Source organism: Bartonella sp. AD328YNZD (genome assembly GCF_042196425.1).
This window is the reverse complement of sequence record NZ_JBHIQG010000841.1, coordinates 1-569: the sequence shown is the minus strand read 5'-3', so window position 1 is coordinate 569 and position 569 is coordinate 1. Positions and strand designations below refer to the sequence as shown.

Sequence of the window (569 nt, the reverse complement as noted above, 5' to 3'; positions counted from 1 at the left end):
ATCCCGAACCTTTAAAAAAGTCATATAAAATCAAAAAGTTATAGCGCCATAAAAGTGCTGTGGCGGAGGGGGTGGGAATGCTACATTTATATGCAATCAATAACTTATATAAAGGTAAGGGAATTTTAATTCCATTGATTTTATTAACTTATTTTTATGTCTATCCCGAACTTTTTTATAGCTTATTCTCAATCATTTTATCCAAATATGTAATCAGATTTTCCAGTATCTTACTTGACTTTTATTTTTATAAATCGTATAGTAATAGTATACGATAAGGGGTGCTAATGGCAATTGTGAGTTTCAGACATAAGGGCTTAAAATTATTTTATACAACAGGTTCCACAAAAGCTATTCGACCAGATCACATAAAGAAATTACGCGTCATCTTGACGGCTTTAACAAGTGCTACGACGCCCGAAATGTTGAAAGCGCCTGCCTTTAAAATGCATCCTCTTAAAGGTGAACTTACAGGCTACTATTCTATATGGGTGAATGGAAATTGGCGTGTTACTTTTCGCTTTATAGGAACAGATGTGGAGCTTGTTGATTATCAAGATTACCATTGA

At 33.9% G+C, this 569-nt stretch carries 1 protein-coding gene; it reads left to right on the top strand.

Annotated features, from left to right (window positions below):
- The first annotated feature begins 287 nt into the window (after positions 1 to 287).
- Positions 288 to 569, top strand: coding sequence for a type II toxin-antitoxin system RelE/ParE family toxin (locus ACFIO3_RS15345; RefSeq protein ID WP_375607580.1), 282 nt, complete (start codon positions 288 to 290; stop codon positions 567 to 569).